Raw genomic sequence first — 21,317 nt, forward strand, 5'->3', positions numbered from 1 at the left:
CCTCGTGGACCAGCTCAGTCTCGGCGTCGTCGCGCACTCGCGGAAAGAGAACGAACGGCGGCTGCCGATCCACCCGCACCACCTCGACCGGATCGACGCCGATCTCCGGGAACGCATCTACCTCGAACACGGCTACGGCGAGCCCTTCGGTGTGCCCGACGAACACCTGGCGAACACTGTCGCGGGACTGCGCACGCGAGAACAGCTCATCGCCGAGTGCGACGTCGTCCTGCTGGCCAAACCACTGCGGGAAGACGTCGCCGAACTTCGCCCCGGCCAGGTGCTGTGGGGCTGGCCGCACTGCGTGCAGGACACCGAGCTAACCCAGCTGGCCATCGACCGGCGGCTCACCGTGATCGCCTTCGAAGCCATGAACCACTGGCGGCGCGACGGCTCGTTCGGGCTGCACGTCTTCCACAAGAACAACGAACTGGCCGGCTACTGCTCGGTCCTGCACGCCCTGCAGCTGATCGGCTCGACCGGCGACTACGGCCGCCGGCTGCGCGCGGTCGTGATCGGCTTCGGCGCGACCGCCCGCGGCTCGGTGACCGCGCTGAACGCCCACGGGATCCACGACGTGGAAGTGCTCACCGCCCGCGGCGTCAGCGCGGTCGGCTCGCCGATCCACTCCGCGACGATGGTCCACTTCGACCACGACAAGAACAACCCCGGCGACCCCCGGCGCAGCCACGCGCACACCGCACACGGCCGGGTGCCGCTGGCCGGGTTCCTCGCCGAGCACGACATCGTCGTCAACTGCGTGCTGCAGGACACCGACGCGCCGCTGACCTTCCTCATCGAGGACGACCTCGCCGCGTTCGCCCCGGGCAGCCTCATCGTCGACGTCTCCTGCGACGAGGGCATGGGCTTCAGCTGGGCGCGGCCCACGACGTTCGCCCGGCCGGCCTTCCCGGTCGGCGACGGCATCACCTACTACGCCGTCGACCACAGCCCGTCCTACCTGTGGAACTCCGCGACCTGGGAGATCAGCGAAGCCCTGCTCCCGCACTTGCGCGGAGTCCTTTCCGGACACTCCACATGGGACGAGCACGAAACCGTGCGGCGGGCCATCGAGATCCGGGACGGCACGATCCGCAACCCCGCGATCCTGTCCTTCCAGAACCGCTCACCGGAATATCCGCACCGGCGGCTCACGGCACCGGAACCGTCCACCTGAGACACGTGCCGCCGCCGGCCGGGCGTTCGAGCCGCAACGACCCGCCCGCTTCCGCGGCACGCTGCTCGAGGTTGCGCAGCCCGCTGCGCGCCACGGCTTCCGGCATCCCGATCCCGGTGTCGGACACCTCGACGACCAGATCCTCGTCCAGGGACACGGTGACCGCCAGCTCCGCCGCACGCGCGTGCCGCAGGACGTTGCTGACCGCTTCGCGCACCACCGCCTCGGCGTGTTCGGCCAGCCCGGAGGGTACCCGGTCGAACGCTCCCGACAGCCGGACCGTGGTGCGGATGGCGGAGTCGGCACATCCGTCGGTGATCGCGTTCTGCAGGCGCGCCCGCAGCCCCCGCCCGGCTCCCGGACGGCCGTGCAGGGCGAAGATCGCGCTGCGGATCTCCTCGATGACGTCCTGGAGCTGGTCGATGTGCCCGGTGAGCCGGGCGGTGACCACGGGCGAGTCCGCCGTACGCCGGGTGCCCTCGATCCCCAGGCCGACCGCGAACAACCGCTGGATGACGTGGTCGTGCAGGTCGCGGGCGATCCGGTCCCGGTCCACCGCCACGTCCAGCTCCCGGCGGGCGGCCTGGCTTTCGGCGTCCCGCAGCGCCAGCGCGGCCTGGTCGGCGAAGGCGGACACCAGCTGCAGTTCGTGCTCGTCGAACAGCGCCGCGCCAGGAGCGCGGATCGCCACGAGCACGCCCGCGGTGGACTCGCCGGAGCGCAACCGCACCGCGAGCGCCGGCCCGAGGTCCACGCCCAGGCCGTAGGCCAGGTTCGGCACGCTGCGCGGGACGTGGTCACGCAGCACCGCGCCCGAGGTCGACCCGTCGAGCGGGATCCGGCGGCCGGTCAGCGCCTCGGCGTCGGGGCCGGCGCACACCGTGACGGCCAGCGCACCACCGGGCGACTCGGGCAGCGCGATGAGCGCGTCGTCGGCGCCGGTCAGCTCGGCGGCCCGGGTCGCCACCAGGCGCAGCACCTCGTGGACCTCGGTGCCGCCCAGCAGCTCGGCGGAAATCTCCCCGGTGGCTTCCAGCCACCGCTGCCTGCTCCGGCTCTCCTCGTAGAGCCGTGCGTTGTCCACCGCCATCCCGGCCGCCGCCGCCAGCGCGTCGATCGCCCGTTCGTCATCGGCGGTGAACGGCTGCTCGCCGCCGAGGCACAGCCGGCCGAGAACCGCACCCCGGACCAGCAGCGGGACGTCGAGGACCGCCGGCAGCGAGGTGGCGTCGTCGACGCCGGTCGCGGCGAACCCGGTGGTCCGGCCGTCTTCATCGAGCAGGGTCAGCGCGCCGCACCGGGCGCCGACCAGCCCGGTGGCGGCGGCGACGATCCGGTGCAGCGTGGTCTCGAGCTCCAGACCGGCGGAGAAGGCGAGGACCGCCGCCGGCAGCGCGTCCATCCGGTCCCGGCCCGACGTCGTTTCCGCGGGCATGCCTCCACAGTGACACAGCTGCCCGGCCCGCGGCGGGATCCGGCGTGAACCGGACCGGGTTCGCAACCGGCGACCTTCGCCACCGGGTGAAGGCCGTTCGGCACTTGGCCGAGCCGCCGCCCGGGGCGAACGCTGGACAACAGCCAGGATTCCAGGAGTTCGGAGCCGTCCATGAAGACCGGTGTCATGCCCGTCGGGCACCTCAACGCGAGCCAGATGCGATCCGTGCTCCTCGCGGCCACGGCACCGCCACCCCTGCGGAACGCGCGGCCGTGGCGGTTCCAGTGCACACCGGACGCCGTCGAGCTGTATTCGGATTCGCTCACCACTGGCACCGACAGCCGGCAGCGGGAACGGCTCCTGGACTGCGGAGCCGCCCTGCTGAACCTCCGGCTGGCGATCAAGGCGCAGGGCAGTCACGCCGATACGCGCCTGTTCCCCTCCGTGGACCGGCCCGAACTGCTCGCCGTCGTGCGGCCGAACGGCTACGAGACGATCGCCCCGGAAGACCGGGAACTCGTGGCGGCCATCGCCGACCGGCAGAGCAACCGGCGTCCGTTCACCGCCGCCGTCGTCCCCGAGGCGGTGCAGCGGCAGCTCCGGCGGGCAGCCGAAGTGGAACGCGCCTGGCTGGCCACCATCACCGACGACCAGGTGCCCCAGCTACGCGACATCATGCACCGCACCGAAACCCCGCCGGCGACACCCGGCCCCGGCGGCGGAACCGACCTCGACGTCGAACCCGGGCGGCTGGTCGTGGTCATCGGCTCGCTGCACGACACCACCCTCGCCCGGCTCCAGGCCGGCCAGGCCCTGCAGCGGGTCCTGCTCACCGCCACCGCCGCCGGGCTCTCGGCGACGCTCTCCACCCAGGCGATAGCGATTCCGGCGACCCGGCGTGAACTGCGCGGGCTGCTCGGCGGCGGGCTCTGGCCGCAGATCATGCTGCGCCTCGGCCACGGCACCGCCGTGCCGTCCCTGGCGCAGCCGGAGCTCGAGGACGTCGTGATCAGCGACGCGCACCCGTTCGGCCGTTAACCGCCTGGACGCCGTTGCGCGCCGTGGATCCCGGTGACCAGGACCGCCGCCTGCGACCGCCGCTCCAGCCCGAGCTTCGCCAGCAAACGGGACACGTAGTTCTTGACGGTCTTCTCGGCCAGGAACATCCGCTCGGCGATCTCCCGGTTCGTCAGGCTCTCCCCCAGGAGGTCCAGCAGCACCAGCTCCTGCTCGCTCAGCCCCGCCAGCGGACCCGGTTCCCCGGTCTTCGCGCGCAGCTCGGCCACCAGCGCGGCGACCGCCCGGCCGTCCAGCAGCGTCTCACCCGACCCCACCCGGCGGATCGCGTCGACCAGCTGCAGCCCCTTCACGTCTTTGATCACGTACCCCTCGGCGCCGGCGAGCACCGCGTCGACCATCGAATCCTCGTCCGTGAAGGACGTCAGCATCAGGCACCGCAGACCGGGCAGCGCCGCGCGCAGGTCACGGCACAGCTGCACGCCACTGCCGTCGGGGAGCCGGACGTCCAGCACCGCCACGTCCGGGCGCAGCGCGGGCACCCTGGCCAGGGCCTCGGCCACCGACGAAGCCTGCCCGACGACGATCAGGTCGGGTTCGTCACCGACGAGTTCGGCGACCCCGCGCCGCACGAGTTCGTGGTCGTCGACCAGGAAGACCGTGATGACGGGCAGAGCACGCTGCGGGCTGTCATCCACGACCCGAGCCTACGCCCGCGGCGCCGAACGGCCCCCGGACAAAGGTCCCGCGACTCTAGGCAGCGCGGCGCGGGCGGACCACCGTGGAGGAATGACACAGATCCAGCAGCGGCCCGATCACCACCTCAAGGCGGCCGTCACCGAGGAACTCGCCTGGACGCCCAGTGTCAATGCCGAAGGAATCGCCGTGAGCGTCGACGGCGGTGCCGCGACGCTGGCCGGACACGTCGGCACCTACCCCGAGAAGGAAGCGGCCCTACGCGCCGCGACCCGGGTCCACGGCGTGACCACGACCGTGGACCGGATCCTCGTCCGGCACGGCCACGCGGTTCCGGCCGACGTCGATCTCGCCCGGGAAGCCATGGCCCTGTTCGACCGCCGCACGGTTCTCGTGCCGAAGAACTCGGTGCAGGTCGACGTGCGCGACCAGGTGATCACGCTGCGCGGCACGGTGGACTGGCACCACGAGCGCGAAGCCGCCCGCCGGGCCGTGGCCGCGCTCCCCGGCGTCAGCGGCATCCGAAACCTGATCACGCTGCGGCCCGCACCGGGAGTCACCGCTGCCGAGACCAAAGCGCAGCTCCTCGCGGCGCTGGCCCGGCACGCGCCGGGGTTCGCGCAGCACGTCGAGGTCGCCGTCGACGACGGCCAGGTCACCCTCACCGGCGCCCTCCTCACCCCGGCCGAACGCCGTTCGGCCGAGCAGACCGCGTGGTTCGCCCCCGGCGTGACCGCGGTCGACAACCAGGTGAAGCTCTCCGGCTGAGTCCCTCGCCCGCCGGCCGGCCCCCGGAACTCCGCAGTGTCCTGTGCGAAAAGGACAGGACACTGCGGACCCGCGACCGGCCCCGCGGAGCGAAACACCGCTTCCCCGACGTAGAATCGAAGACGTCCGAGAGCATTTCGCACGCCGGTGCTCAAGCCCGCGTCGTTCTCGGCCCCAAGTCCGGCCGGTGTCCTCCGGCCGGGGACGGGAGCACCGGCATGAAGTCGGTCCCGCACACCACCCACGCCATGCGCTTCGCCGAGGCGGCCGAAGAACTCGACCGGCACGCGCCGCGGCTGCGGCTCAAGCCGGAAGCACCGACCACCGGCTGGGTCGACGGCGCCTGGTGGCCCCATTCCCTGGACCTGACCGCCGAACTGCCGTCGCTGCTTTCGGCGCTGACTGCCCGGCTGGGCCGGGTCGAACGGGTCACCTACCACCTCGCGGCCTGGCCGCCCACCGCACGCCGGCTGCGTTCCGGAGACGAGCAAAGCGACGTCCGGCTCGAGGGATTCCGGTCGCAGCACACCGCCACCCTGACCGTGATCGGGACCGGCGCACGCCGCCGGCTGACGCTGCTGGTGATCCCGCCGGACGCCGATCCGGACCTCGCGCACCACGCGTTGCTGACCGCGGCGCGGCGGGGCAACGGCGATACCGCCGACACGCTGCTCGCCGCGCTCGGCGAGGAGACGGCAGTGTAGCGCCGGGAGGTAGAAGGCGGCCGGACCGCCGTCCAGGCGGAACCAGCCGACGCGTAGCCGGCTCAGTCCGCTTCACGTGCCGGTGGCGTGGCGGCGAGGCGGGCGTGCAGGCGTTCCCGGATCTCGTCCGGGGTGTAGGCCCGCCGCCGTCGTTCCTGGCGCGCGATCACCACCCCGGTCGCGGCGACCCCGACGAGCCCGGCCAGTCCCAGTGTCTTCCACCAGCGCATGGGCCTAGGCTACCGGCGTGCCGGGGACCGAGCTCGATCTCGACGAAGCCGTGGCCGTGACGCGCACGGGCGACCTGTGGCTGTTCCGGGGCCGGTCCGCGGCCGACCGCACGATCCGCGTCGTCACGAACAGCCCCGTCAACCACGTCGGCATGGCCGTGGTGATCGAGGATCTCCCGCCGCTGATGTGGCACGCGGAGCTGGGGCGGAGCCTGCCGGACGTGTGGTCGGGTACCCACCACCGCGGCGCCCAGCTGCACGACCTGCGCCAGGCCGTGCTCGTCTGGGCCGAGCGGTACCACCAGCGGGTCTGGCTGCGTCAGCTCGACCACCCGGTCAGCGGTGAGGTGGAGGACGCCGCCCTGCGCACGATCGCGCGGCTCGACGGCACCCCGTTTCCCTCCACCGCGCGCCTCGCGTCCCGCTGGCTCGGCGGACGGCTGCCGTCCCGGAAGCGGGACGCCGGCCTCGAGTCCGCTTATTGCGCCGAAATCGTCGCGCTGACCTACGAAGCCATGGGCTTGCTGCCGCCGGGCCGCCGGCCGAACTGGTACGACCCGGGCCGCTTCTGGAGCGGCGATCACCTCGACCTGACTGGCGGCGCCACCCTGGGCGACGAGATTGCCGTGCGCCTCCCCGGCTGACTTGTCGATCCATTGTGGACGTCACTGCGGAACCTCGGTCGGCAGACGGGGTTCGCGGTGCAGCAGTTCGAGCGCCTCGGCGCCGCCGACCGCCGGGAACTTCCGGTAGCTGTTGCCGACCGCGTGCAGCCAGGGCAGCGGACGCAGGCAGACGAACTGGTCGGCCTCGCGGGCGAGCCGGTCGAGGACGGGTGCCTGGGCGACCGGGACGGCCAGCACGATCCGGCGCACTTGGCGGGCGCGCAGGACGCGGACAGCCGTGTGCGCGGTCGTACCGGTGGCGGCGCCGTCATCGACGAGCACGACCGTCCGGCCGGCGATCGGCACCGGCGCGACGTCGCGGCGATAGATCCCGACCTGCCGAGCGAGGCCGGCCCGCGACTCGTCAGCGAGCCGGGTCAGCCCGTCCGCCGAGATGTCGAACCGGCGGATCGCGCCGTGGTCCCAGACGACCAGGCCGCCCTCACCGACGGCACCGAGCAGCACCGGTGGCGGTCCGGCGGCCTCGATCCGGGAGGTGAGCAGGATGTCCAGCGGCGCCCCGAGGACGTCGGCGATCTCGGCGCCGACCACGGGCCCGCCCTCCGACAGTCCGAGGACCACGGCGCGGTCGCCGCGCAGCTGACGCAGGCGGAGGGCCAGTCGCTCGCCCGCCTCCCGGCGATCACGGAACCGCATGGGCACTCCTGGGAGTCGAAGCCGCTCGGCCGTCTCCCAGCATGACCGCACCACGTCCGCGGACGTGAGGGCCGTTGGTCACCACAACCGGACCGTTCGGCACCTTTCCCGCAACAGTCCACAAAGGATTGCTCAGTGCGGCTGGCGCACCGTCGGCGAGGCCAGCACGACCGCGGGGGTGAGGTTCCGGTCGGCCAGGGCGCGGGCCACGTCGCCGAGCCGGAGGTTGTTGCGGCGGGCGTAGGCGCGCAACGCCGTGAACGCCGCGTCCATGCCCAACTGCCCGCTGACGGCCAGCACGCCCTTGGCCTGTTCGATGATCACCCGGCTGTTCAACGCGGTCTGCAGCTGCTCGGACAGGATCTCCCCCTGGCGGAGGGCGCGTTCGTGGAGGATGCCGATGGTCGCGGTGTCGGCCAGTCCCTGCGCCAGCGCGACGTCGTCGCCCGGCAGCTCGCCCGGCGAGCGCCCGAAGAGGTTCAACGCCCCGATCGTCTGCCGGCGCAGCCGCAGGGGCACCGCGTGCACCGACGCGAACCCGTCCTTGGCCGCCTCGGCCGCGAACCGCGGCCAGCGCGCCGCCTGGGCGGCGATGTCGGCCACCAGGACCGGTGTGCTGGTGGTGAAGCACTCGACGCCCGGGCCTTCGTCGACGTCGAGCTGGAACAGCTCCAGCAGCCGCGCCTGTTCGGTGGACGACGCCAGCACCTGCAGGCCGCCCCGCTCGTCGGCCAGCGTCAGCCCGGCCGCCGCGACGTCGAGCAGCTCCACGCACTGCTGCACCAGCGTGTGCAGCAGGTCGGCGACGTCGTAGTCGTCGACCAGCGTGTCCGCCAGCGCCACGAACGCCCGGGTCACCTGTCGTTCACGGTCGGGCATGCCCACCATCTCCTGAATCGTCAGCTGATCCATGGTGTCCCCGCCGGAACTCCTCGTCCAATCGCAGCCGCCCGGCGACGATGTCGGCCGCGACGGCCAGCAGGGGACGTCCGTGGCAGAACGCGTGCGCCCGCAACCGGGCCAGCGCGGCCGAGGCGGGCAGGCCCAAGTGCACGATCAGCATCCCGGTGGCCTGGTGCACCTCCCGGTTCCGCATCCCCGCGCTCTCCATCCACCGCCCGTCCCCGTCCAGCCAGCGGCCGCCTCCGTCGCGCAACCCGGACAACGCGAGCGCGGCGACGTCGGCCACCCGCAACGCCATCGACAGCTCGCCGGCGGTCAGCGACTCCGGCGTCGTGCGATAGGTGTCGAGGGTCGCCACCCGCACCGCCCCGATCTGCACCGGGAACGTGAACACCGCGGCCACCGGGAGCGCCGTGGCCTCGGCGGCGAACACCGGCCACCCTGCCGGAGGCCGGGCGGCCAGATCCGGCACCAAGACCGGTCCACCGACCGTGTACGCCTCGAAACACGGGCCCTCACCAAGGGAAAACTGCAACTCCACCAACGCCGCGCTCACTTCGTCACTGGCGTAGACGATCTCGCGGTGCCCGGCACCTGCCACCACCGACACCGCGGCGCCGTCCACCGGCAGCAAGCGCACACACGCACGGCACACCCGGCCCACGAGGTCGACCCCGCTGCCGGCCCCGTCCTCGCCCAGCGCAGCCAGCACGCTCGCGCGCAGGGCTTCGACTTCAGCCACCGCGAACGAACTCGTCACAGACGGCGGTCATGACCGCCGTTCCGGCTCGGCGAACCAGCGCGGGGCCGCCGCATAGCCGGGGTTGAGCTTGCGGACCAGGCGTTCGGGCCTGGGCCAGCGGACTTCGGTGGCCCAGCCGAGCTTCTCGAAGAGCCAAATCAGGCGCGCGGACATGTCGAGCTGGCCGCGGCGGACGCCGTGGCGGGCGCCGGTGGGGTCGGCGTGGTGGGAGTTGTGCCACGACTCGCCCATCGAGGCGATGGCCAGCGGCCAGAAGTTCGCGGACTTGTCGCGAGCGGCGTAGGGCCGCTCGCCGATCAGGTGGCACAGGGAGTTCACCGACCAGGTGACGTGGTGCAGCACCGCCACCCGCACCAGGCTCGCCCAGAAGAACGCGGTCAGCGCGCCCCACCAGGACATCGTCACCAGCCCGCCGATCAGCGCGGGTGCGAGCAGGGTGACGACGGTCAGCGCCGGGAACCAGCGGTCGATCCGCGCGATGTCGCGGTCGGCGAGCAGATCGGGGGCGAAACGCTGCGCGTTGGTCTTCTCCCGGTCGAACAACCAGCCCATGTGGGCGTGCCAGAAGCCTTTGGCCAGGGCAGCGGCGGACGTGCCGTAGCGCCACGGGGAATGGGGGTCGCCGTCGCGATCGGCGAAGGCGTGGTGGCGGCGGTGGTCGGCGACCCAGCCGATCACCGGGCCTTGCATCGCCATGCTGCCGGTGACGGCGAGCGCGATCCGCAGCACGCGGTTCGCCTTGAACGCGCCGTGGGTGAAGTAGCGGTGGAACCCGATGGTGACCCCGAGACCGGTCAGGAAGTAGAACCCGACGGCCAGGCTGATGTCGGTCCAGCCGAGGCCCCAGCCCCAGGCGAAGGGCACCGCCGCGGCCAGAGCCAGCAACGGCACGACCGCGAACAGCTTGACCAGGAAGGTTTCGGTGCCCGACTTTTCGCCCGCCAGCATCGGCTCCGCGGCCTTGGGTGGATGTTGCAGCGTTTGTGTCATGTCGATCGCTCTTTCCGTGACGTACCTGTCCGCCAGGGTCTGGGGCGATCAAGTTCCGGGTATCCCGCTGACGTCGGTTCAAACCCGGGGGATGGTGGAGGCTGCCGAGACGTCCTCGCCGCTGCTGGACGGAAGAGCGTGCAACCACTTCTCACAACGAACGAGCGGCGGAATGGTTCCCGTCCGGGTGACTCTTCGGCCGCCGCACCGTCCGGCACGCCGCCGGGAGGGCACCTGGCGTGGCCGGCATGGAACACGCCGAACCGGAGATCCACGAGCGCGCCCTCGGCGAGTACGTGCGGGCGGTGGCGGCCGCGGTCGATGTCCCGCACGAGAGCACCCCGGGTCGAAATCAGCGACACGGCCACCGGCTGCCCCGGCCTGCCGCGGCGAAGGCCCGGCCGGCCCGATCACGACGTCATGCTGGTGTGGAACGAAAGGCGGGGTGGTCGCTCGCGGTGGGAAACCGATCCCACCTCGGCCCCGAGGCACCGACCGGCCCGGCGACCACCGCGCTGCGCGGGTCTTTGGCCGAGCGCTTCAGGAACAGCGGCAACGCCTCGTCCCGGGTCGCCTTGCCGGTGAAGACCACCGTTTGGCTCCGGGGGCGCGGCCCGATCGCGGAAGGCGGCCCTGCCGGCCCCTCGGTTTGGAGCCGGCAGGGCCTGGATCCGAAAGAGCCCGTACGGGAGATCCGGATCCACGAACCCGTTACCCGCCTGGCCCGCGCCAAACACGAATCGATCTCGGCGCGCTCCTTCGGCGACAGCGCGTAGCGGCTCCGCGCCCCGGCGGACTACGTTGGTCGTCGCGATGGTTGAGAACGCAGCCGTCTTCCGCAGCAACCCAGGGAGACCGGCATGGACACCGAGCAGGACTGGCAGCGCGACAAGGACGTGTTCGTCGCGAACGACGGACCCGACCGGCTCACCCCGGGGCCTCTGGCCCGCCACTTCGCCCAGCTCACGAGCAACCTGCTCGCCGCTCCGACCCTGGAAGACGTCTTGCAACGCGTCCTCGAAGCCACCACCGCGATGGTCCCGGCCGCCGACCTCGCCAGCTTCACCCTCCTCGACGCCGCCGGCCACTTCCACACCCCCGCCGAAACCGACGAGGTCGCCACCGAACTCGACCGGCTGCAGTACCGGTTCCGGGAAGGCCCCTGCGTCGAAGCCGCCGACCCCGGCGGCCCCGCCGTCGCGATCGCCCCGGACCTCGCAGCCGAACCGCGCTGGCCCAAATGGGCACCGGCCGCCACGCAACTCGGCATGGGCTCCGTCGTGTCCACCGCCCTCATCAGGGGAACGCCCACCGGCGAATCCAGCGGCGCCCTCAACGTCTACTCCCGGTCCCCGCACGGGCTGGACGCCGCCGACCGCGACGTCCTCCTGCTGCTGGCCACCCACGCCTCCCTCGCCCTGGCCACCACCGACGCCGTCACCCGCGCCGAACTGCAGGCCACTCACCTGCGCAAGGCCATTGACAGCCGCGACGTGATCGGCCAGGCCAAGGGCATCATCATGGCGCGCAGAGGTGTCGCCGCGGACGCCGCGTTCGACGTCCTGCGGCGGACGTCGCAGGACCTCAACGTCAAGCTCGCCGATCTGGCCCGGACGCTCGCCGATCGCCACACCGAGATCGACCTGCCCGCCGGCTGAGCGTCCTGTGCTGCGCGCGACCGTGCGGAGGAGCCGAGCGGAGCCGACCTCCGCCTCGGCCGATCGCGGGGCACCAGCCCCGCGCACCCGTTACCCCGTTGGCCTGGATCAGCCGTGATCAACGCCAAAGCCTGGCTCGCCCAACGGGTCGATGTGTCGCAGATGCAGGTCTCCCGGCTGCTGAACAGAACACTCGAGCTTCTCCGACAGCACATCGACGCCGCATGACGGAATCGCCGGCGGCGAGCCAGCCCCGGTGGGCGAGGGCAACGTCGTGGTGACGCCGATGTCGCTCCGAAGCTCGGACGACAATGGGGAACCCGGTCGCGAGGCCGAGCGAGTACGGTGGAGGGAGAGCGCCCCTCTTCCTGGCGACGCCGCATTTCCCCTTCCGGAAGCCGAGGCGCACTCGTGACCACCGAAGATGCCGTGCACCTGGTTCTGGGACAGCGAATGCAGTCGACGGTGGCAACCCTGACCGGCACCCTGACCTCGGACGGTTACTCGTCGCTGCGCGACCGGGTGCTGGAGGTGGCCACCGACGCGCCGGAGAGCGTCATCGTCGACATCCGCGACCTCGAAATCGGCGACGGCGCCCTGATGACCGTGTTCTCGGTCATCGCCAGGCGGATCGGCGAATGGCCGGCGATCCCGTTCACCGTGGTGACCGGCCGCGTGGACCACCTGGCCCGCATGACGGCCGAGGGAGTGGACGAGTTCGTCACGATCCACGCCGACGTCCCCGCGGCCGAACAGGGGCACGACCACCCACCTCGACTGCGCGCGCTCCAGCTGCTGACCGCATCCCCGGACGCCTCCGCGGTCAGCCGGGCGTTCGTCGAACGAGTCTGCCGGACGTGGGCGGTACCCGAGCACATCGACGACGCGCTCATAATCGTGACCGAGCTGGTGGAGAACGTGCTCCAGCACACGACATCGGCGCCGCGGCTGCGATTGGAGCTGCGCTCCGACGCGTTGATCATCACCGTGGCCGACGAGGATCCTCGCCCCGCGGTGGTGCGCGAGCGGCCTGACTACCGATACGGCGGGCTCGGCCTCATGCTCGTCGTCCGGACGGCACGGCGCTGGGGGTGCACCCGGTCCGGGACGGGCGGGAAGGTCGTCTGGGTCTTGTTGACGCGCCGCCGAGCCAGGCGCGACACATCCGTGGCGCGGCCGCCGACGGCGAATTGACTCCGGATGGCTGCGCCTTTCCACGATTACGGGCGGCTTTCCGCTCACCGGGGCGAACCGCACGGCGCGGCACGCCGGTCGGCAGTCCTCTAGCGTGGCGGGTATGGAGCACCCCGAACCGGACACCCGCACCTTTGAACGCGGCTTGGCGCAGTACGTCCGGGCGGTCGCGAGCGCGGTCGGCGTCCCGGCCGAGAGCACGACGGTGGAGATCAGTGACACCGCCACCGCCTACCTCGGGTTGCCCCGGCGCTGGCTCGACCGGCCCGACCACGATGTCATGCTGGTGTGGACCGAACGACGAGGGTGGTCGCTCGCCGTCGAAACCGAACCCACTGCCGCTACGGAAGTCATCGCGCACCACGGTGGCGCGGACCTCGTACCGACCCCGGCCGTGGTCGCGCGTTTCGTCGCCGACACTGCCGCCGGACGACACTGCGGCCCAGCGGCTCCCAGTGCGGTGAACACGGCGACACGCACGTCGCTGAGCGAGCAGCTGCGGCCCTACCTCGGCTCCGAAACGGAACCACCGGCTTGACCTCTCCGGGCACTACGAGCGAGCCCCTGCCGCTCTTCTCGGAGCAGAGCGTTCGCCTGGGCTGTCGGGGTGCGCGCGATGGGTGTTCCGACGACGAGGACACCGAGCGCCGCAGCCGTCCGGACAGTGTCGCGGATGTGCAGCAGGTGGGCGAACGTCTCGGCCCAGGTTTCCACGGGTGAGCGGCCGCCCTCGTCGTTCCCCGCTCCGGCCGCGATCGCATCCACCCCGGTACTGCGCGGCCCGGGTCGACGGGCCACTCGGTGGCCTGAGCCTCAGCAATGGCCTCGACCACGTCGAATGCGACTTGCTTCGCCCTTGGCGCCGACGTGTACCGTGTTCAGTGTCCGGGAGCATTCCGCGCACGAGCGATCGAGTTCGCGCCGTCTCCGGACTCCGTCCGGCCCGATCACTTCCGCCGGAGACAGGAGTGCCGACATGTCGTCGGGCCCGAACACCAGCACCACAGCGTTGCGGCTGCGGCTCGAGCCGGCGGTACCGGCACCCGGACTCGTCGACGGCGCGTGGTGGCCGTATTCCCGCGACCTGCACAAGGAGCTGCCCGCCCTGCTGGCGGCCCTGAGCACTCGGCTGACGCGTATCGACCGAGTGATCTATCACGTCGAGGATTGGCCACCGCCGCACCGGCGCCTCATCGTCGGCGCCGGCGTCGTCCGGCTCGAAGGGTTCCGATCGCAGCCACCGGCCAGCGTGACGGTGATCGCGTGGGGCGGGCAACGGCTCGTTCTGCAGGTTGTCCCACCGGAGACCGCACCCGACGTCGCCAGGGAAGCGTTCCGTACCGTTTCGGACGCGAGCACCGCCGGCGGGAGCCGGTCACCGGCGCCGGCGTAACCCGGCCCACCTGACCGACACGACCTCGCGGCGGCACCCACAACAGGAACGCCCCATCGACGCGTCCACGGCGGAAACGTTGCGGGCCGCGGTGTTCGCCGCCGCCCAGCCGTCGGTGGTCAGTCCCGACTGCCGCAGCAGGTCGACCTCGGTGGCCGCGAGGGCCCGGCCTGATCGCGCTCGGCCGCGTCGGCCTGCAGGGCCGCGGCGACCTTCGCTCAGCCCTGCGCAGCCAAGAGCTCGGTGAGCAGTTCCCGCACTCTGCGATCGATCTCGTCCCGGATCGGCCGGACGTCCTCGACGCCCTTGCCCGCCGGATCTTCGAGCTGCCAGTCCAGGTACCGCTTGCCGGGGAAGATCGGGCAGGCGTCGCCACAGCCCATCGTGATCACGACGTCGGCGGCCTCGACCACGTCGGTGGTCAGCTTCTTCGGCACCTCGCGGGAAAGGTCGAGCCCAATTTCGGCCATCGCCTCGCGCACGGCGGGGTTGATGCTGTCGGCGGGCGCGGAGCCGGCCGAGCGGACGTCGACCGCGCCGTCGGCGTGGTGGGCGAGCAGTGCGGCCGCCATCTGGGAGCGACCGGCGTTGTGCACGCAGACGAAGAGGACTTCAGGCTTGCCGGTCACGAGAACTCCCTTGCGAAGCGGCGCCGCAGCGCGAGGGAGACGTACACGAGGGCGACGAGCACCGGGACTTCGATCAGCGGGCCGACGACTCCGGCGAGCGCTTGGCCACTCGCGGCCCCGAAGGTCGCGATGGCCACGGCGATGGCGAGTTCGAAGTTGTTGCCCGCGGCGGTGAACGCCAGCGTGGTGGTCCGCTCGTAGTTCAGCCCCACGGCCTTGCCGAGCGCGTAGGAGCCGGCCCACATCAGTCCGAAGTAGACCAGCAGCGGCACCGCGATCCGCGCGACGCCCAGCGGACGGTTGGTGATCTGGTCGCCCTGTAAGGCGAAGAGGATGACGATGGTGAACAGCAGCCCGTACAGCGCGACGGACCCGACCTTCGGCAGGAACTTGTTCTCGTACCAGTCACGGCCCTTGGTGCGCTCGCCGACACGGCGGCTCAAGTAGCCGGCGACTAGTGGAATGCCGAGGAAGATCAGCACGCTCTTGGCGATCTGCCATCCGGACACGGCGAGGTCGGCCTGCGGGAGGCCGAGCCAGCCCGGCAGGACCGAGAGGTAGAACCAGCCGAGCAGGCCGAACGCGATCACCTGGAACACCGAGTTCAGCGCGACGAGTACGGCGGCGGCTTCGCGGTCGCCGCACGCGAGGTCGTTCCAGATGATCACCATAGCGATGCAGCGGGCGAGGCCGACGATGATCAGCCCGGTCCGGTACTCGGGCAGGTCGGGCAGCAGCAGCCAGGCGAGGGCGAACATCAGCGCCGGGCCGACGAGCCAGTTGAGCACCAGGGAAGGCCACAGCAGCCGCCGGTCGCGGGTGACCGTGCCGAGCCGGTCGTAACGGACTTTCGCCAGGACGGGGTACATCATCACGAGCAGCCCGAGCGCGATCGGCAGCGAGATCCCGTCCACCTGCACCGCGGACAGCGCGGTGTTCAAGCCGGGTATCCAACGGCCGGCGAGCAGCCCGGCGACCATCGCGGCCGCGATCCACACCGGCAGAAACTTGTCCAGGGTGGACAGGCGCGGCGGCGCCTCCGCCCGCGCGTCGATCGCGGTCACGCGGTGACCGCTTCGCCTGTGGTCGTCAGCACCGCCGACAGCCGCGCCAGCACCTCCGGGTGCACGCGGTAGTAGATCCAGGTGCCGCGCCGATCGCCGGTGATCAACCCGGACTCGCGCAACACCTTCAAGTGGTGGGAGATGGTCGGGCCGGTCAGGTCGAAGGCGTCGGTCAGGTCGCACACGCACGCCTCGCCACCGGCGTGGGACGCGATCAGCGAGAGCAGCCGCAGCCGGACGGGGTCGGCCATCGCCTTGAACAGGTGCGACAGCTCGACCGCCTGGTCTTGCGTCAGCGGCTCCCGGGCCAGGGGCGCGCAGCAGGCGTCCATCGCGACGAGCGGCAGTTGCTTCGACATGCCTCTATATTGACAGATTCACATATAGACGGCAATCTAAGTTCAGTTGCTTAGACGCTTATCTATTCAAGGAGGTAGTGGCGATGTCACGGGTACAGCTGGCCCTGCGGGTCGGGGACCTGGCCGGGTCGATCGACTTCTACTCGAAGCTGTTCGGCACCGAGCCGGCGAAGCTCCGGCCGGGCTACGCGAACTTCGCGATCGAGGAGCCCGCGCTGAAGCTGGTGCTCCTGGAGGGCGAGCCGGGCCAGGAGACGGTGATGGACCACCTCGGCGTCGAGGTCGAGTCGACCGACCAGGTCAACGCGGCGACCCGGCGGCTGACCGGAGAAGGTCTCGAGACGCTCACCGAGGACGACACCACGTGCTGCTACGCGGTGCAGGACAAGGTGTGGGTCCACGGACCGGGCAAGGAGCCGTGGGAGGTCTACACGGTCAAGGGCGACTCGACGACGTACGGCACCGACAGCGCCGCGCTGGTCACCCCGGCGACGTGCTGCACGCCGGACGCCGAGACCGGCGCGGCGGCCAAGCCGGAGGGCTGCTGCAACTGAAGGCCCGGAGCCGGTGCGCAATCGAGGGGCGCACCGGCTCCTCTTCCCTAGGTGCCGACGCGCGAGCTGCGACGTTCGATCATGACGACGTCACGCCAGACGCCGTGGTGCCGGCCGACGCGTTCGCGGACGCCGATCTCCCGGAACCCGGCTCGGCGGTGCAGTTCCCGGCTGGCGGTGTTCTCGGGGAACACGCCACTCTGGATCGTCCAGATCCCCGCGTCCTCGGTCGAGGCGATCAGCGCGGCCAGCAGCGCCTGCCCGACACCGCGTCCCTGGGCCTCGGGATCGACGTAGACGCTGTGCTCGACGACGCCGGCGTACACGCACCGCGAGGACACCGCGGAGACCGCGGCCCAGCCGATAACCCGCCCCGCCGAATCGAGCGCGACCAGTCGGTGTTCCGGAAGGTGGGCGGCATCCCATGCCTCCCAGGCGGGAGCAGTGGTCTCGAAGCTCGCCTGGCCGGTGTCGAGCCCGGCCTGGTAAATCGCCAGCACCCGATCCGCGTGGTCGGCCGTCATCGCGACGACCTCGATCGGCTTGATCGCTTTGATGATGGCGGAGTGGAGCTTGTCGCCGGTCTCGTGGGTGAGCTGGACGTCGACTCCGCTGAGCCCGGCGTCGTGCAGGAGCGTCCGGTAGCGGTCGGCCGTGAGCGCGCCGCCGAGGCATTCGACCGCGCCGGCGCGAGCCGCGCGTTCGGCGTCGGTGAGGCTGTCGTCGGCGAGCATGTCGGTGATGCCGAGGCGGCCGCCGGGCCGCAGGACGCGGGCGATCTCGCCGAACACGGCGGGCTTGTCGGACGACAGGGCGATGACGCAGTTGGAGATGACGACGTCGACCGAGGCGTCCGGCAGCGGGATCTGCTCGATGGTGCCCTTGACGAACTCGGCGTTGGTCACGCCGGCCTGCTCGGCATGCCGCCGGGCGAGGGTCAGCATCTCGTCGGTCATGTCCAAGCCGATAGCGCGCCCACCTGGCCCGACGCGACGGGCCGAGAGCAGGACGTCCAGCCCGCCGCCGGAGCCGAGGTCAAGAACGGACTCGCCGGGCTTCAGCTCGGCGACAGCGAGCGGGTTACCGCAGCCCAGGCTGGTCGCGGTCACCTCGACCGGCAACTCCGCGCCGACGTAATGGACGGCACCGAGCCGCTCAGCGTCACCTTCGCCAGCCAGCAGGCCGGTCCCTTCCCCGGCCAGGGCTCGCCGAGCGGCGGTGGCGTAGCGGTCATGGACGGCGTCGCGGTCGGAGTTCATCGGGCGGCCTCCTCGTCGATGGTCTCAGCGAACGACCGGACCCCGCGCCCCATGACGACGTCCGCAGCGCTCGGGAAGCAGGACACGCACTCTTCGTTCACGCGGTAAAGCCGAGCGGTTCCACGCGGCTCGACCAGCACGAACCCGGTGTCAGCGAGAACCTTGAGGTGCGCAGAGACGGTTGACTGCCCCACACTGACCTGCTCGACGATCTCCCCCACCGCCATCGGGCTGCCGGTCTCGGCGAGCAGGTTGAGGATCTGCACCCGCGTTGGGTCCGCGAGCGTGCGGAACCACTCGGCGTAGGTCTTGGCAGTGTCGCGATCCAGCACAGGCACCCCTTCATCGCTTATCGACGATAGACGATGTATGCAGGTCGTGGAAGCATGAGCGCGACAAGCGCTGCCAACCCGAGAACACGAACTCCTGCGCCTACTGCTGCCGACGTGACGTCAGTCTGCAGCAACGAGGTGCAGTACTTGGGGATCAACAGGGGTCAAGTACCTGTAGCTCTGCGGCGGGCGGAAGCCGGTCTCAGCTCGCATCGTGGCCAGGTCCGGCGGTTCGGCAAGCCGCTGAGGCGAACTGATGATCAGTGCGGTTGCGCGCTGTGCATCCGCGAAGTACGCATCGAACTCGCGCCGGTCGAGCCCGACCGCAAGCCGGTGCCGCCGCCAGATCTGATTTGGCGTCGCTGACTCCACCGCTTCCAACGTTGCCACGCCGACGACCGCCATGACCGGAGATGCGGCGTAGAGCACCAACCGCGTTCCGGCTGGCGCTTGAAGACGTGTGCGGCGTAGCTCGACAGTCTTCGAACCGTCGAGAATCGCTTCGGCGAACCGAGGTCGCAGGGACAGCACCAGCGGCCGCGCTTCAGGGGCTCCCGAAGCCATAGTCGGAGTCGTCCTGCGTTCGCTCACAGGCGGAGACTATCCGAGTGCACCGACAAAAAGACGTCAACGCGGTCCGTGTTGGACCATGACCCTGTGCTAGGCGAGCGGCCCTGCATCGGATCACTTCTCGTCCTCCCGCCGCTGTCCCGCCGCGTACAGCTCGGCGAACAGCTGATTGGAAATGCGGGTCGGCGACAGCGGCACTTGTGGACCGCCGAGAGGCTTCCGCAGCCGGTCGTAGGCTTGGCGGGAAACGTCCGAGGCGAACAGCTCGGTGTCGGAAAGGCGCAGTGCCTGCGCGTATCCGTCCGTCGCGGCGGCGCGGATATCGGAGAGCCGGAAGACGCCGTAGTGGCTGTACGTCGCGAACAGCGTCTCCGGGCGGCCCTTGTCGATGCCGTCGAGCAGAGATGTGCCGATGAACCGACCGGGGCCGGTCGTCGGGCTTCGGCTCATGTACCAGACCACGCGGCTCGGTTCTCGTAGCGCGCTGCCGCGTCCACTTCGGTAATAGACCTGTTCGCGACCGAGCGCGATGTCTGCGCGGCGCGACAGCAGCAGCTCGGGCCGCCCGAACAACTCGGCGCTCCATGTCGGTTTGATCGCCACGGTCACGTGCGGCAGCTCACTGTCAGTAAGTTTCGCCGGCCACCACGCTCGCTCGTAGTGTGCAGCTGTGGCAGCATCCGCCCTCGGCATGATCAACGGGGCCGGAGGCAGTCCGACGAGTCCGTAAGCTCGGCTAGCGGCGGCGGAAACCTGCGCCGCGGTGCCGAGCATATCGACGACGAAGGCGTACCAGTTCTGGCCGACACGCTGGTAGGACTCGTACCCGATAATCCGTTCGAAGGACATGGACAGGTAGGGATCTTCGATCTCGACCACCTGCGCCCCGGATGTACGAGCCTGCTTGCGAAGCAGCCAGAGAAGCTGGCGGCCAACCGTACCGGCCGTCGCGTGATCTGCCAGGCGGAGCAGCGGAACGCGAAGAACACCCCCATCCAACTCGGTTGCGTAGCACGCAACCGGCGCCCCGTCAGGCGCTCGCACGATCAGGTGATGTTTCTTCGTACGGGCGAACTCCCCGAGCCGGTCGCGCAAGTCAGTGCGGCGTTCACCTCGCTCACCAGTAAGAAACGCCATGAGGACCGTTTCCTCGCCTGCACCAGCCCGGCCTGAGCGGAACTCCGTGCCCTCGAGGCTGTCAGGCCGGTAAGCGGCCGCGTGCGCCAACTCGTCCAGCAGGATGTACAGCCGGTTCGGGTCGAGGACGCGCAGCTGCGCAACTTCAGGCACGTCCTCCAGTTGCAGCAGGATCGGTGCGATGACGTTGCGGAGCCTCTCGTCCCAGGTCACGAACACCTGGATACCTGCGGCGGCGGTTTCCGCCAGCTGCCAGAGATCCCCCGCGTCCTGTGGAGTAGCCGGGTATTTCGGCAGGACTTCGGTGATCGCGGTCAGCATGCGGTCATGAATTTGCTCCGCCGTGCCAGGTGGACTGCCTGGCCGGCGATAGTGCTGCTGAGCTTCGCTGAGCAGTCGAGCGCGGTGCTGCTCGGGCTGACGTTCGAGGTCACGTTCGAGCCCGAATGGCACCACCAGCTCGACTCGATCTTGCAGGTCCGGCGCCTTGAGCACCAATGAGCGCTTCGCGCTGCCCTGCCCATTGCGGATGCGGAGGTCCATCAAGATGTTCGTATCGATTGCCGCGGTGACGATAGCGGGCTCGACAAGCGGCAGCGTGAACAACTTAGGGTGGCCGTGATCGCGCCACCACACGGTCATCGCCGCAGCGTCCTTGCCACGCCCGACTGTCCGCGCCTGTTTCGTAAAACCCAGCGCGCGCCAGGTCGCCGCGATGTCGTAGTCGTCGCGGCACTTCGCACGGAGCCCCTGGCGTTGGTCGTGCCGCCGGCTCACCTCATCGACCATGAGCTTGGCGATGCCAGCCCGACGGAATGCCTCGTCAACGCACACGTGGGTCAACACCACTTCATCACGTGGCAACCGGAACAGCACATACCCGACGACGCGGCCAGTAGGCCTGTGCCGTGCGGCAAGGAGGCAACCTTTGGCTGCTGCATCCGCGTACACCGCGCGCGGCAACAGCCCCAGGGTGTCGCGCGAGAGGTCGCCCAGGTCGACCGTCGCTTCGATCGTCTTCGGATCTGCGTGAGGCACCGTCTCGATGGTGATCTCGTCGTCGGTGTTCACGATGCGAGTGTCTCCGACCGCTGAGGCCGTGACCACGGCTTTTGTCGATCTCACTCATCTGGACGCGCTTATATGTTCGGCTGCTAAGGCTG

The 21,317-nt window shown here is 70.5% G+C and carries 26 protein-coding genes; 11 read left to right on the forward strand and 15 right to left on the reverse strand.

Annotated features, from left to right (window positions below; genetic code table 11):
* The first annotated feature begins 4 nt into the window (after positions 1-4).
* Positions 5-1,177: a N(5)-(carboxyethyl)ornithine synthase gene (locus tag AB0G28_RS17580; RefSeq protein WP_361089426.1), complete on the forward strand. Its 1,173-nt coding sequence runs from the start codon at positions 5-7 to the stop codon at positions 1,175-1,177.
* On the opposite strand, the gene AB0G28_RS17585 is transcribed toward AB0G28_RS17580, so the two are convergent.
* On the reverse strand, positions 1,152-2,612 hold the full coding sequence (locus AB0G28_RS17585) for a GAF domain-containing protein (protein WP_361089428.1): 1,461 nt from the start codon (positions 2,610-2,612) through the stop codon (positions 1,152-1,154). The two genes, AB0G28_RS17580 and AB0G28_RS17585, sit on opposite strands and share 26 nt — an antisense overlap.
* 171 nt (positions 2,613-2,783) lie before the next feature.
* Here AB0G28_RS17585 and AB0G28_RS17590 point away from each other — a divergent pair, with 171 nt between their 5' ends.
* Positions 2,784-3,650 carry a hypothetical protein gene (locus AB0G28_RS17590; protein ID WP_361089430.1) on the forward strand — a complete coding sequence of 289 codons (867 nt, stop codon included), beginning with the start codon at positions 2,784-2,786 and terminating at the stop codon, positions 3,648-3,650.
* Here the strand turns inward: AB0G28_RS17590 and AB0G28_RS17595 are convergent.
* On the reverse strand, positions 3,647-4,327 hold the full coding sequence (locus tag AB0G28_RS17595) for a response regulator transcription factor (protein ID WP_361089431.1): 681 nt from the start codon (positions 4,325-4,327) through the stop codon (positions 3,647-3,649). The two genes, AB0G28_RS17590 and AB0G28_RS17595, sit on opposite strands and share 4 nt — an antisense overlap.
* A gap of 91 nt (positions 4,328-4,418) precedes the next feature.
* On the opposite strand from AB0G28_RS17595, the gene AB0G28_RS17600 reads away from it, so the two are divergent.
* On the forward strand, positions 4,419-5,093 hold the full coding sequence (locus tag AB0G28_RS17600; RefSeq protein WP_361089433.1) for a BON domain-containing protein: 675 nt from the start codon (positions 4,419-4,421) through the stop codon (positions 5,091-5,093).
* 218 nt (positions 5,094-5,311) lie between these two features.
* Entirely contained in the window at positions 5,312-5,797 is a 486-nt protein-coding gene (locus tag AB0G28_RS17605) for a DUF5994 family protein (RefSeq protein ID WP_361089435.1), read from the forward strand.
* A gap of 62 nt (positions 5,798-5,859) precedes the next feature.
* Here the strand turns inward: AB0G28_RS17605 and AB0G28_RS17610 are convergent, their stop codons facing one another.
* Positions 5,860-6,027 (reverse strand): hypothetical protein, encoded by a 168-nt coding sequence (locus AB0G28_RS17610; RefSeq protein WP_361089437.1) that lies wholly within the window; start codon positions 6,025-6,027, stop codon positions 5,860-5,862.
* 17 nt (positions 6,028-6,044) lie between these two features.
* On the opposite strand from AB0G28_RS17610, the gene AB0G28_RS17615 reads away from it, so the two are divergent.
* On the forward strand, positions 6,045-6,671 hold the full coding sequence (locus tag AB0G28_RS17615) for a hypothetical protein (RefSeq protein ID WP_361089439.1): 627 nt from the start codon (positions 6,045-6,047) through the stop codon (positions 6,669-6,671).
* 21 nt (positions 6,672-6,692) lie between these two features.
* Here the strand turns inward: AB0G28_RS17615 and AB0G28_RS17620 are convergent, their stop codons facing one another.
* From AB0G28_RS17620 to AB0G28_RS17635, 4 genes are all read right to left on the reverse strand, one after another.
* Positions 6,693-7,349: a phosphoribosyltransferase family protein gene (locus tag AB0G28_RS17620; RefSeq protein WP_361089441.1), complete on the reverse strand. Its 657-nt coding sequence runs from the start codon at positions 7,347-7,349 to the stop codon at positions 6,693-6,695.
* Positions 7,350-7,481: 132 nt separating this feature from the next.
* Positions 7,482-8,228: a GAF and ANTAR domain-containing protein gene (locus AB0G28_RS17625; protein WP_361089443.1), complete on the reverse strand. Its 747-nt coding sequence runs from the start codon at positions 8,226-8,228 to the stop codon at positions 7,482-7,484.
* Positions 8,215-8,994 carry a GAF domain-containing protein gene (locus tag AB0G28_RS17630; RefSeq protein ID WP_361089445.1) on the reverse strand — a complete coding sequence of 260 codons (780 nt, stop codon included), beginning with the start codon at positions 8,992-8,994 and terminating at the stop codon, positions 8,215-8,217. The genes AB0G28_RS17625 and AB0G28_RS17630 overlap by 14 nt, the downstream gene beginning before the upstream one ends.
* Positions 8,995-9,021: 27 nt before the next feature.
* A complete protein-coding gene (locus AB0G28_RS17635) occupies positions 9,022-9,963 on the reverse strand; it encodes an acyl-CoA desaturase (RefSeq protein WP_361089556.1) in 942 nt (313 codons plus the stop codon).
* Positions 9,964-10,253: 290 nt separating this feature from the next.
* Between AB0G28_RS17635 and AB0G28_RS17640 the strand changes: the two genes are divergently transcribed.
* The 4 genes from AB0G28_RS17640 to AB0G28_RS17655 all read left to right on the forward strand — a co-directional run bounded on the left by AB0G28_RS17640 (position 10,254) and on the right by AB0G28_RS17655 (position 13,395).
* On the forward strand, positions 10,254-10,781 hold the full coding sequence (locus AB0G28_RS17640) for a hypothetical protein (RefSeq protein ID WP_361089447.1): 528 nt from the start codon (positions 10,254-10,256) through the stop codon (positions 10,779-10,781).
* An 84-nt stretch (positions 10,782-10,865) separates the two neighbouring features.
* Entirely contained in the window at positions 10,866-11,663 is a 798-nt protein-coding gene (locus tag AB0G28_RS17645; protein ID WP_361089448.1) for a GAF and ANTAR domain-containing protein, read from the forward strand.
* A gap of 411 nt (positions 11,664-12,074) precedes the next feature.
* The gene (locus AB0G28_RS17650; RefSeq protein ID WP_361089450.1) at positions 12,075-12,857 is read left to right on the forward strand and encodes an ATP-binding protein; all 783 of its coding nucleotides are present in this window, start codon (positions 12,075-12,077) and stop codon (positions 12,855-12,857) included.
* 103 nt (positions 12,858-12,960) lie between these two features.
* Entirely contained in the window at positions 12,961-13,395 is a 435-nt protein-coding gene (locus AB0G28_RS17655; protein ID WP_361089452.1) for a DUF6292 family protein, read from the forward strand.
* On the opposite strand, the gene AB0G28_RS17660 is transcribed toward AB0G28_RS17655, so the two are convergent.
* Positions 13,362-13,655, reverse strand: a complete 294-nt coding sequence (locus tag AB0G28_RS17660; RefSeq protein WP_361089454.1) for a putative zinc-binding metallopeptidase — start codon at positions 13,653-13,655, stop codon at positions 13,362-13,364. The two genes, AB0G28_RS17655 and AB0G28_RS17660, sit on opposite strands and share 34 nt — an antisense overlap.
* A 178-nt stretch (positions 13,656-13,833) precedes the next feature.
* Between AB0G28_RS17660 and AB0G28_RS17665 the strand changes: the two genes are divergently transcribed.
* Positions 13,834-14,250, forward strand: a complete 417-nt coding sequence (locus tag AB0G28_RS17665) for a DUF5994 family protein (protein ID WP_361089456.1) — start codon at positions 13,834-13,836, stop codon at positions 14,248-14,250.
* Between the two features lie 218 nt (positions 14,251-14,468).
* Here the strand turns inward: AB0G28_RS17665 and AB0G28_RS17670 are convergent, their stop codons facing one another.
* Genes AB0G28_RS17670 through AB0G28_RS17680 form a run of 3 tightly spaced genes read right to left on the reverse strand, consistent with a single transcriptional unit; the run spans position 14,469 to position 16,302 of the window.
* On the reverse strand, positions 14,469-14,879 hold the full coding sequence (locus AB0G28_RS17670) for an arsenate reductase ArsC (RefSeq protein ID WP_361089457.1): 411 nt from the start codon (positions 14,877-14,879) through the stop codon (positions 14,469-14,471).
* Positions 14,876-15,943, reverse strand: a complete 1,068-nt coding sequence (gene arsB, locus AB0G28_RS17675; protein WP_361089459.1) for an ACR3 family arsenite efflux transporter — start codon at positions 15,941-15,943, stop codon at positions 14,876-14,878. The genes AB0G28_RS17670 and arsB overlap by 4 nt, the downstream gene beginning before the upstream one ends.
* Positions 15,940-16,302: a metalloregulator ArsR/SmtB family transcription factor gene (locus AB0G28_RS17680; RefSeq protein ID WP_285992580.1), complete on the reverse strand. Its 363-nt coding sequence runs from the start codon at positions 16,300-16,302 to the stop codon at positions 15,940-15,942. The genes arsB and AB0G28_RS17680 overlap by 4 nt, the downstream gene beginning before the upstream one ends.
* An 83-nt stretch (positions 16,303-16,385) precedes the next feature.
* Between AB0G28_RS17680 and AB0G28_RS17685 the strand changes: the two genes are divergently transcribed.
* Positions 16,386-16,856 carry an ArsI/CadI family heavy metal resistance metalloenzyme gene (locus AB0G28_RS17685; RefSeq protein ID WP_361089462.1) on the forward strand — a complete coding sequence of 157 codons (471 nt, stop codon included), beginning with the start codon at positions 16,386-16,388 and terminating at the stop codon, positions 16,854-16,856.
* Between the two features lie 47 nt (positions 16,857-16,903).
* Here AB0G28_RS17685 and AB0G28_RS17690 read toward each other — a convergent pair whose 3' ends face one another.
* The 4 genes from AB0G28_RS17690 to AB0G28_RS17705 all read right to left on the reverse strand — a co-directional run bounded on the left by AB0G28_RS17690 (position 16,904) and on the right by AB0G28_RS17705 (position 21,225).
* Positions 16,904-18,115: a GNAT family N-acetyltransferase gene (locus AB0G28_RS17690; protein WP_361089464.1), complete on the reverse strand. Its 1,212-nt coding sequence runs from the start codon at positions 18,113-18,115 to the stop codon at positions 16,904-16,906.
* Entirely contained in the window at positions 18,112-18,447 is a 336-nt protein-coding gene (locus AB0G28_RS17695) for a metalloregulator ArsR/SmtB family transcription factor (protein ID WP_361089466.1), read from the reverse strand. The genes AB0G28_RS17690 and AB0G28_RS17695 overlap by 4 nt, the downstream gene beginning before the upstream one ends.
* Before the next feature lie 120 nt (positions 18,448-18,567).
* Positions 18,568-19,038, reverse strand: a complete 471-nt coding sequence (locus tag AB0G28_RS17700) for an ASCH domain-containing protein (protein WP_361089468.1) — start codon at positions 19,036-19,038, stop codon at positions 18,568-18,570.
* A 93-nt stretch (positions 19,039-19,131) separates the two neighbouring features.
* Positions 19,132-21,225: a GNAT family N-acetyltransferase gene (locus AB0G28_RS17705; RefSeq protein ID WP_361089469.1), complete on the reverse strand. Its 2,094-nt coding sequence runs from the start codon at positions 21,223-21,225 to the stop codon at positions 19,132-19,134.
* Positions 21,226-21,317: the final 92 nt, after the last annotated feature.

The organism is Amycolatopsis sp. NPDC021455, from assembly GCF_040640995.1.
GTDB lineage: Bacteria > Actinomycetota > Actinomycetes > Mycobacteriales > Pseudonocardiaceae > Amycolatopsis.

Excerpts from the sequence above, each read along its gene's own strand:
- AB0G28_RS17585 (WP_361089428.1), bottom strand. The coding sequence starts at position 2,612 with ATGCCCGCGGAAACGACGTCGGGCCGGGACCGGATGGACGCGCTGCCG.
- AB0G28_RS17590 (WP_361089430.1), top strand. The coding sequence starts at position 2,784 with ATGAAGACCGGTGTCATGCCCGTCGGGCACCTCAACGCGAGCCAGATG.
- AB0G28_RS17600 (WP_361089433.1), top strand. The coding sequence starts at position 4,419 with ATGACACAGATCCAGCAGCGGCCCGATCACCACCTCAAGGCGGCCGTC.
- AB0G28_RS17605 (WP_361089435.1), top strand. The coding sequence starts at position 5,312 with ATGAAGTCGGTCCCGCACACCACCCACGCCATGCGCTTCGCCGAGGCG.
- AB0G28_RS17610 (WP_361089437.1), bottom strand. The coding sequence starts at position 6,027 with ATGCGCTGGTGGAAGACACTGGGACTGGCCGGGCTCGTCGGGGTCGCC.
- AB0G28_RS17620 (WP_361089441.1), bottom strand. The coding sequence starts at position 7,349 with ATGCGGTTCCGTGATCGCCGGGAGGCGGGCGAGCGACTGGCCCTCCGC.
- AB0G28_RS17625 (WP_361089443.1), bottom strand. The coding sequence starts at position 8,228 with ATGCCCGACCGTGAACGACAGGTGACCCGGGCGTTCGTGGCGCTGGCG.
- AB0G28_RS17635 (WP_361089556.1), bottom strand. The coding sequence starts at position 9,963 with ATGCTGGCGGGCGAAAAGTCGGGCACCGAAACCTTCCTGGTCAAGCTG.
- AB0G28_RS17640 (WP_361089447.1), top strand. The coding sequence starts at position 10,254 with ATGGAACACGCCGAACCGGAGATCCACGAGCGCGCCCTCGGCGAGTAC.
- AB0G28_RS17645 (WP_361089448.1), top strand. The coding sequence starts at position 10,866 with ATGGACACCGAGCAGGACTGGCAGCGCGACAAGGACGTGTTCGTCGCG.
- AB0G28_RS17655 (WP_361089452.1), top strand. The coding sequence starts at position 12,961 with ATGGAGCACCCCGAACCGGACACCCGCACCTTTGAACGCGGCTTGGCG.
- AB0G28_RS17665 (WP_361089456.1), top strand. The coding sequence starts at position 13,834 with ATGTCGTCGGGCCCGAACACCAGCACCACAGCGTTGCGGCTGCGGCTC.
- AB0G28_RS17680 (WP_285992580.1), bottom strand. The coding sequence starts at position 16,302 with ATGTCGAAGCAACTGCCGCTCGTCGCGATGGACGCCTGCTGCGCGCCC.
- AB0G28_RS17685 (WP_361089462.1), top strand. The coding sequence starts at position 16,386 with ATGTCACGGGTACAGCTGGCCCTGCGGGTCGGGGACCTGGCCGGGTCG.
- AB0G28_RS17690 (WP_361089464.1), bottom strand. The coding sequence starts at position 18,115 with ATGAACTCCGACCGCGACGCCGTCCATGACCGCTACGCCACCGCCGCT.